This window comes from Kitasatospora sp. NPDC058478 (genome assembly GCF_042720345.1).
In the GTDB taxonomy this organism is placed as follows: Bacteria; Actinomycetota; Actinomycetes; order Streptomycetales; family Streptomycetaceae; genus Kitasatospora.
Map to the genome: position 1 here is coordinate 98605 of NZ_JBHXML010000025.1, position 8820 is coordinate 107424.

6 protein-coding genes and 2 tRNA genes are annotated in these 8820 nt (G+C 72.5%); 3 read left to right on the plus strand and 5 right to left on the minus strand.

Translation table 11 applies throughout. The features are described from left to right. Positions 1–20: 20 nt before the first annotated feature. From ACFWPT_RS16275 to ACFWPT_RS16295, 5 genes are all read right to left on the minus strand, one after another. Positions 21–93 (minus strand) — tRNA-Glu (locus tag ACFWPT_RS16275). A 37-nt stretch (positions 94–130) separates the two neighbouring features. Beyond that, positions 131–202 (minus strand) — tRNA-Gln (locus ACFWPT_RS16280). A gap of 252 nt (positions 203–454) precedes the next feature. Continuing rightward, entirely contained in the window at positions 455–1978 is a 1524-nt protein-coding gene (gltX, locus tag ACFWPT_RS16285) for a glutamate--tRNA ligase (protein WP_363375967.1), read from the minus strand. After that, positions 1971–2771, minus strand: a complete 801-nt coding sequence (locus tag ACFWPT_RS16290) for a fumarylacetoacetate hydrolase family protein (protein ID WP_063347716.1) — start codon at positions 2769–2771, stop codon at positions 1971–1973. The genes gltX and ACFWPT_RS16290 overlap by 8 nt, the downstream gene beginning before the upstream one ends. A 245-nt stretch (positions 2772–3016) precedes the next feature. After that, on the minus strand, positions 3017–3289 hold the full coding sequence (locus ACFWPT_RS16295; RefSeq protein ID WP_347878533.1) for a hypothetical protein: 273 nt from the start codon (positions 3287–3289) through the stop codon (positions 3017–3019). A gap of 590 nt (positions 3290–3879) precedes the next feature. Here ACFWPT_RS16295 and ACFWPT_RS16300 point away from each other — a divergent pair. From ACFWPT_RS16300 to ACFWPT_RS16310, 3 genes are all read left to right on the plus strand, one after another. Further along, positions 3880–7755 (plus strand): nitrate- and nitrite sensing domain-containing protein, encoded by a 3876-nt coding sequence (locus ACFWPT_RS16300; RefSeq protein WP_380482308.1) that lies wholly within the window; start codon positions 3880–3882, stop codon positions 7753–7755. A 10-nt stretch (positions 7756–7765) separates the two neighbouring features. Beyond that, positions 7766–8179: a roadblock/LC7 domain-containing protein gene (locus ACFWPT_RS16305; RefSeq protein WP_030057391.1), complete on the plus strand. Its 414-nt coding sequence runs from the start codon at positions 7766–7768 to the stop codon at positions 8177–8179. Positions 8180–8344: 165 nt separating this feature from the next. Further along, a complete protein-coding gene (locus tag ACFWPT_RS16310) occupies positions 8345–8770 on the plus strand; it encodes a DUF742 domain-containing protein (RefSeq protein ID WP_063347718.1) in 426 nt (141 codons plus the stop codon). The last annotated feature ends 50 nt before the right edge of the window (positions 8771–8820 follow it).

The following is an 8820-nucleotide window of genomic DNA, read 5'->3' on the forward strand; positions in this document are numbered from 1 at the left end:
ACCGGCTTCATGCTCTGAAGTACCCCCGACCGGATTCGAACCGGCGCTACTGCCGTGAGAGGGCAGCGTGCTAGGCCGCTACACAACGGGGGCTTGTTCTTCACTTGTACTGCTGGACTTGCGTACTGCGCTGGGGTACCAGGACTCGAACCTAGACTAAATGAACCAGAATCACTCGTGCTGCCAATTACACCATACCCCACCAGAGTTGAACCCCTGTCGGGGCCTTCTCAGGCGTTGCGCCTCTCGTTCGGGGCCGGGCGGAGGGTTTCGCTCCCTCGTCCGTTCCCTCCCGGGCGGCGCAGAAAGAACATTACCCGACGCCGGCCCCGGCTCCAAAATCGATAACCCCAGGCAGCGGCCGGGCGACCTGGCGGTGACGTCCCGGCGGTGACGTCCGGGCAGGCTGCGGGCCCGGCACGAGGCCGGGCCCGCAGCCTGCTCAGCGGCCCGCTCAGGCGGCCGGCAGGGCCTCCAGGGCGGAGTTCAGCCGGCGCAGCGTCTCGGGGCGCCCGAGCAGCTCCATCGACTCGAACAGCGGCGGCGAGACCCGGCGGCCGGTGACGGCGACCCGCAGCGGCGTGAACGCGAACTTGGGCTTGATGCCCAGCCCGTCCACCAGCGCCTCGCGCAGCGCGGCCTGGATCGGCTCCGGGCTGAAGTCCGCGAGCGCCTCCAGCGCCTTGACGCTGGCCTCCAGCACCGGGCGGGCGTCGGCGGTCAGCGCCTTGGCGGCGTCGTCCGGGTCGACGGTGAAGTCGGCCGGGTCGACGAACAGGAAGCCGGCCATGTTCACGATCTCGCTCAGCACGACCATCCGCTCCTGGGTGAGCGGCGCGATCTTCGCGAGCAGGTCCAGCTGCTCGGCGGTCGGCTCGGCCGGCAGCAGCCCGGGGGCCTGCAGGTACGGCACCAGGCGGCGGACGAAGTCCTCCGGGGCCAGCTTGCGGACGTGCTCGGCGTTGATCGCCTCGCACTTCTTCAGGTCGAAGCGGGCCGGGTTGGCGTTCACCTTGGCGATGTCGAAGGCGGCGACCATCTCGTCGATGCCGAACAGGTCGCGGTCGTCGGCCAGCGACCAGCCCAGCAGGGACAGGTAGTTGAGCAGGCCCTCGGGGATGAAGCCGCGCTCGCGGTACAGGTTGAGCGAGGCCTGCGGGTCGCGCTTGGAGAGCTTCTTGTTGCCCTCGCCCATCACGTACGGCAGGTGGCCGAAGCGCGGGGTGGTGCCGTCGCCGACGCCGATCTCGGCGAGCGCGGCGTACAGCGCGATCTGCCGCGGGGTGGAGGAGAGCAGGTCCTCGCCGCGCAGCACGTGGGTGATGCCCATCAGGGCGTCGTCCACCGGGTTGACCAGGGTGTACAGCGGGGCGCCGTTGGCCCGGACGATGCCGTAGTCCGGCACGTTCTCCGGCTCGAAGGTGAGCGTGCCGCGCACCAGGTCGTCGAAGCTGAGGGTGCGGTCGGGCATCCGGAAGCGCAGGATCGGCTCGCGCTTCTCCAGCTTGTAGACGGCGACCTGCTCGTCCGTCAGCTCGCGGCAGTGGCCGTCGTAGCCGGAGGGCTTGCCGGCCGCACGGGCGGCCTCGCGGCGGGCGTCCAGCTCCTCGGTGCTGCAGTAGCAGTGGTAGGCGTGGCCGGCCTCGTGCAGGCGGCGGGCGACGTCGGCGTAGATGTCCATCCGCTGGGACTGGCGGTACGGCTCGTGCGGGCCGCCGACCTCCGGGCCCTCGTCCCAGTCGAAGCCGAGCCAGCGCATCGCGTCGAGCAGCTGGTCGTACGACTCCTCGGAGTCGCGGGCCGAGTCGGTGTCCTCGATCCGGAAGACCAGCGTGCCGCCGTTGTGGCGGGCGTAGGCCCAGTTGAAGAGGGCCGTGCGGACCAGGCCCACGTGCGGGTTCCCGGTCGGGGACGGACAGAAACGAACCCGGACGGCCGGGTTGCCCGCGGCGGAGCCGCTGAGCTTTTCACTAGCCACGCTTGATCACCTTGTTGGTGAGAGTGCCGATGCCTTCGATGGAGACGGCGACCTCGTCGCCGACGTTGAGCGGGCCCACCCCTGCGGGCGTGCCGGTGAGGATGACGTCGCCGGGCAGCAGCGTCATGGCCTCGGAGATGTGGACGATCAGCTCGGCGACCGAGCGGACCATCTGGGAGGTGCGGCCGGCCTGCCGGAGCTCGCCGTTGACCGTGCAGGTGACGGCGAGGTCGGCCGGGTCCAGGTCGGTCTCGATCCACGGGCCCAGCGGGCAGGAGGTGTCGAAGCCCTTGGCCCGGGCCCACTGGCCCTCGCGCTTCTGCACGTCCCGGGCGGTGACGTCGTTGGCGCAGGTGTAGCCGAGGATCACCTCGGGCACCCGGTCCAGCGGCACCTCGCGGCACATCCGGCCGATCACCACGGCGAGTTCGGCCTCGTGCTGGACGTCCGAGGAGAACGGCGGATACGCGATGTTCTCGGTCGGGCCGATCACCGAGGTGGACGGCTTGAAGAAGGTGAGCGGCACGTCCGGGACGTCGTTGCCCAGTTCGGCGGCGTGCGCCGCGAAGTTGCGGCCGACCGCCACGATCTTGTTGGGGAGCATCGGGCTGAGCAGCCGGACGTCCTGGAAGCGGTAACTCTCGCCGGTCGGCTGGGGCTGGCCGAACGGGTGGCCGGCCAGCGCGTGGACGACCAGCGAGTCGGGCTGGGAAGGGTCGCCCTCCACCACGCCGAAGGAGACGCTGCCGGCGGCAGGGCTCCCTTCCCGGACGGAAAACCTGGCAATGCGCACGGCTGGGATACCCCTCGCTTCGTCGACCGCCCGGGGCGCGCCCGGGCGCTGGTGGGCGCCTCGCCCACGGTGGGCGCGGCCCCGTCAATCGTCGTCCAGGCTATCGCGTGGGGCCCCGGCTGACCCCTTTGCCCCTGTTCAGCGCGGTCGGGCCGCGAGCCCCGGCAACCGCCCGGGAACGCCGCAGGGCGCCGCGGCCGCCCTCGGTGGCGCGGCCGCGACGCCCTGTCGGAGCGGGGGTCGGGTCAGTCCTGCACGACGACGGGCGCCGGGGCGACCATCAGCTGGGTGCGGCGCGGGTTGGCGGTGCTGGCCGGCAGCTCGGTGCCGTAGGTGACGGCGTCCTCGGGCTTGCGGGCACCCGGGATCGTACTGAAGTCCGCGACCGAGGCCAGCGTCGTCCGGCGCGGGTTCGCCGTGGAGCGGCAGGGCAGCGTGGACTTGGTGGCGGCCTTCTTCGCCTGGGACATCGAGAGCACCTCGTGGTCGCGGCCGGTCGGATCGCGGCGGATCGTCACCGGCCTGATTGATTCCGAATGATTCGGAGGGGTTCTGGGCAGGCTGATCGGGGCCGTGCTCCGGAGACAGCCAGGTTACGAGATCTCATTCCACAGGGACCGTGACCAAAGCTACACATTAGACTGTGATTTTGATCACAAATTCATGAGCGAATTGCAGATATCCGACATATCGCCGCAACGGTATTTTCCGGCATATCTCCGATAACGGTCATTCCGGAAGGTCTGTGACTCTTTTCGATCTCGGGCCGGGTTGGCATGTATCCGGCGAGTGTCCGAAAAATGCGGTATTCCGGTCCTGTTACGGCACAGTCAGTGAAGTCACGCACGCGTTCGGTAGCGCCGCGCGGCGTGTCCTGGCGGCCCTTGTTGGGATTCCCCGGCTGTGCTGGAATGCCACGGACCGTGGGTAGGGAGAAGTCCACCCCGGCGACGCGCTCACCCGGACCAGCCGGGGAGCGGAAGGAAACTCGACACCGTCCGGTCCGCGGCGACGCGGCGGGACGCCCGGTCCAGAGGTTGCGACGCCAGTGCAGGGACGTTTCAAAAGGGGTAGCGGCGCCGCGGGTAACCCGGAGTCGCACGAGCCCGTGGCAGCCCCCCAGCAGGCGGCGGCTCCCGGCAGCCCGGCCGAGCCGGTGGTCCCCGAGGCCCCCGGCCACCCGGAGGACGACGGCCAGGAACGGAAGTCCGCCCGGGACAAGCTCCGGACCACCCTGACCCGGCGACGGGCCACCGGTCTGAGCCGGCTCGCGATGCGCAACTGGCGCATCCGGACCCGACTGATCGCCCTGCTCGCCCTGCCCGTCCTGGTCTCCCTGGTCCTCGGTGGCCTGCGGATCCAGGCCTCGATGCAGAACTCGCAGCAGCTCTCCCAGATGGCCAACCTGTCCGACCTGGCCAAGAAGGCGACCAACCTCGCGGACGCCCTGCAGACCGAGCGCGACATCAGCGCCGGCTACATCACCGCGCGCCCCAACGACCCGCTCGACGACGACATCGTCACCGCCCGCAGGGCCACCGACGACCTGAGCCGCACCTTCACCGCGTCCTCGGACAAGTTCGAGAACCTCGAACTCTCGGGCGGGAAGGCGCTGCTGTTCCAGATCCGCAGGGACCTGAACTCGATCTCGGACGCGCGCAACACGCCGTACCAGAACAACCAGAACATCCAGTCGACGATCACCGCCTACGACGTGATCATCCGCGACCTGCTGGCCATCACCCAGGACATCGCGCTCGCGTCGAACAACACGGACCTGCTCGTCGCGACCCGCTCGCTGCAGCAGTTCTCGCTGGCCAAGAACGCCACCTCGCAGCAGCGCGCCCTGATCGGCGCCGCACTCGCCAACCCCAAGGGCCCCGACCTCAGCCCCAGCGACGAGTCCTTCGGCATCCGCCTGCGCACCTCGTACGACAACTCGCTCACCAGCTTCAACAACATCTACACCGCGCACGACCTGGACAACCTGCGCGGCCAGCTCAGCTACAACTCGGTGATCGCCGACGCCGACCGGTACGCGCGCTCGATCCTCCAGCCGAGCGGTATCCACCAGACCGACCCGGTGACCTACAAGGACTGGTACGAGAAGGCCAGCGCCAAGATCACCGCCGAGCGCCGGATCGAGTCCAAGCTCATCGAGGACCTCGACGGCAAGGCCCAGGACCTCCAGTCCCAGGCCGACACCGAGGCCATCATCATCGGTGCCGCCATCGCCCTGGTGCTGCTCGTCGCCCTCGGTGGCGCCGGTCTGATCGCCCGCTCGATGGTGCGCTCGCTGACCCGGCTGCAGGCCGCGGCCGAGGACGTCGCCGAGCGCCGCCTGCCCGAGCTGGTCAAGACCCTCTCCGAGAGCGACCCGCACGACGTCGACACGACGGTCGAACCGGTGGCCGTCGACTCCACCGACGAGATCGGCCACGTGGCGCACGCCTTCGACATGGTGCACAGCGAGGCCGTCCGCCTCGCCGCCGAGCAGGCCCTCCTGCGCGGCAACATCAACGCGATGTTCACCAACCTCTCGCGCCGCAGCCAGGGCCTCATCCAGCGCCAGCTGTCGCTCATCTCCGAACTGGAGAGCCGCGAGGCCGACCCGGACCAGCTGGCCAACCTCTTCAAGCTGGACCACCTCGCCACCCGCATGCGCCGCAACGGCGAGAACCTCCTCGTCCTCGCCGGTGAGGACCCGGGCCGCCGCTGGACCAGGCCCGTCCCGCTGGTCGACGTGCTCCGCGCCGCCGCCTCCGAGGTGGAGCAGTACGAGCGCATCGAACTCGCCGCCGTGCCGTCGGCCGAGGTCGCCGGCCGCGTCGTCAACGACCTCGTCCACCTGCTCGCCGAGCTGCTGGAGAACGCCACCTCGTTCTCCAGCCCGCAGACCCGCGTCCGGGTCACCGGCCACGCGCTGCCCGACGGCCGCGTCCTGGTCGAGATCCACGACACCGGCATCGGCCTGAGCCCCGACGACCTCGCCGAGATCAACGAGCGCCTCGCCAACCCGCCGACGGTGGACGTCTCGGTCTCCCGCCGCATGGGCCTCTTCGTGGTCGGCCGCCTGTCCCTGCGACACGGCATCCGCATCCAGCTGCGCCCCAGCGACTCCGGCGGCACCACCGCGCTGGTCATGCTCCCGGTCGACGTCACCAACTCCGCCGACCGCCGCGGCCCCGCCCGGCCCGGCCCCGCCCAGGCCAAGCAGCAGCGCGGGGTCGCCCCGACGCCGCGCCAGCAGCGCCAGGTGCCGCCCGGCCAGGGCGGCCCGGCCGCGCTCGGCCAGGGCCCGGCCGGCGGCGCCCCGCAGGGCGGCCGCCCGCAGCTCGGCCAGGGCGGCCCGACCGCTCCGACCGCTCCGACCGCTCCGACCGCTCCGACCGCTCCGGGTGCTCCGGGTGCTCCGGGTGCTCCGACCGGACCGGGTGCGCCTGCCGCGCCCGGCGGCCGGGCCGGCGGCCTGCCGACCCGCCAGGTCGGCAAGTCGCTGCGCGAGAACCCCGTCCAGCCGGGCCAGCCGGGCCCGGGCCAGCAGCCCCAGGGGCCCCAGGGCCCGGGCCGGCAGGCCCCCCAGCCCCAGGGCCAGAAGCCGACCCAGCAGGCCCCTCAGGCCCCGCAGTCCCAGCAGTCCCCGCAGGGCGGCCTGCCGCAGCGCGGCCCGAACCGGCCGGGCCCGGCGCAGGGCGGCCCCGGCGGCCTGCCCCGCCGCGGCCAGCAGCAGCCCGCCCAGGGCCAACCCGGTCAGCAGCAGCCCACCCAGGGCCGCCCCGGCCAGCAGCAGCCCGCCCAGGGCCGCCCCGGCCAGGAACGGCCGCGCCCGGGTGGCGAGTTCGACGGCGGTCCGGGCCCCCGGACCGGCGAGCAGCCGCAGCACGGCCGGCCGGGTCGGCCGGGCGGCGCTCCGCAGCAGCAGGGCGCCCGCCCGGGCAACCGCCCGCAGGAGGGCCTGCCGCAGCGCAGGCCGGCCCCGCAGGGCCAGGGCGGCCCCGGTCAGGGCGGCCCGCAGGGTCAGCCCGGTCCGCAGGGCCAGCGCCGCCCGCAGCGCCCCGGCCCGGACGCGCCGCAGCGCGACCGCCAGCCGCAGCTGCCGCCGCAGCAGCAGGCCCAGCCGCTGCCGTCGGCCGAGCCGGCGTCGGTGGAGAGCACCCAGCAGTTCGCCCGGCCGCGCTTCGAGGCCAGCCAGATCGACCCGCGTGACCCGCTGGGCCTCGGCCTGGTGGAGCCGGTGCTGCCGAACCCGGCGCGTCCGGAGCCGGTCCGTCAGGAGCAGGCCCGGCCCGAGCCGGTGCGCCAGGAGCAGGCCCGGCCGGAGCCGATGGCCCTGCCGACCGGCCCGTCCGGGGGTGCGGCCGAGCAGCCGTGGTACCCGCAGGAGGGCGGGCAGGAGGCGCGGCCGCGGACGTACCAGCCGCGTCGGCCCGGCACCTCGGCGCCGGAGTTCCAGCCGTCCGACCCGCAGCGCCGACAGGGCCGGCCGGCCCAGGCCCAGCAGCCCCAGGCTCCGCAGCAGGCCGCGCAGGCCCAGGCCCCCCAGGCCCCGCAGGCCCAGGCCCCTCAGCAGGGCCAGCAGCCGCAGGGCCAGCAGCAGCCGCAGCAGGGCCAGCAGCCGCAGCCCGGCACCGGGGACGCCCCCTGGCGCCCGTCCGCGAACGACGAGCGCTGGCGCCGCGCCGAGCAGGTCCGCGAGCCCTCGACCAGCGGCGTCACGATGTCCGGTCTCCCCCGGCGGACCCCGCAGGCCAACCTGGTCTCCGGCACCGCCGAGGCCTCGCCGCTGACCGGTCCGCAGGTCTCCCGGGCCCCCGAAGAGGTCCGCGGCCGGCTGACCAACCTGCGCCGCGGCATCCAGCAGGGCCGCCGGGCCGGGGCCGAACAGGCCAACCAGCCGGGCTCCCAGCATGGTGCCCAGCAGCCCGGATTCGATAGTTTCGGTGGCCGGACCGACGGCAACGGCGCAGATCACCAGGAGCGTTGAGTTGAATCAGATGAGCCAGGCCGCACAGAACCTGAACTGGCTGATCACCAATTTCGTGGACAACACCCCCGGGGTGTCCCACACCGTGGTGGTCTCCGCCGACGGCCTCCTGCTGTGCATGTCCGAGGGCTTCCCCCGCGACCGCGCCGACCAGCTCGCAGCCGTCGCCTCCGGCCTCACCTCCCTCACCTCCGGCGCCAGCCGGATCTTCGAAGGAGGCGAGGTCAACCAGACCGTCGTCGAGATGGAACGAGGCTTCCTCTTCCTCATGGCCGTCAGCGACGGCTCCGCCCTCGCCGTACTCGCCTCCCCCGACTCCGACATCGGCCTCGTCGGCTACGAGATGGCCCTCCTCGTCGACCGCGCCGGCGCCGTCCTCACCCCCGCACTCCGCGCGGAACTCCAGGGCAGTCTCCTGCACTGACCGGAGTCCGAGCGGGATCCGTCCACCGTCCCACCTCCCCCGCCGGGTCCGACCCGACCGGCCCCGGCGTCTCACCCTCAGCTACCCTCAGGCAGCTGATCCCGCCTCAGCTGGCACCGCCCCAGCTGGAACCGGCTGCCCAAGGCTGCAGCACAAGGAGGACCCATGACCCCGCCCTCGACACCCGCCGGCTCGTACGGCAACGGGTACGGCAGCGGCTACGGCGGGCAGCAGTCCGACGGCTACGAGCAGCAGCCGCTGGTCCGCCCGTACGCGATGACCGGTGGCCGCACCCGGCCCCGGTACCAGCTCGCCATCGAGGCCCTGATCTCGACCACCGGCAACGCCGAACGGACCGGCGGCCTGCTGCCCGAGCACGCCCGGATCGTGAACCTCTGCCGTGAGGTCAAGTCCATCGCGGAGATCTCCGCACTGGCCGGTGTCCCGCTCGGTGTGGCCCGCATCCTCGTGGCCGACCTGGCCGAGGCCGGCCTCGTCGCCATCCACCAGCCCGCCGCCGCGGGCGAGTCGGGCGGAACGCCCGATGTCACGCTGCTCGAAAGGGTCCTCAGTGGACTTCGCAAGCTCTAACGCGGCCGCCCCCACCCGCGCCACCACCTCCGCGAAGATCGTCGTCGCGG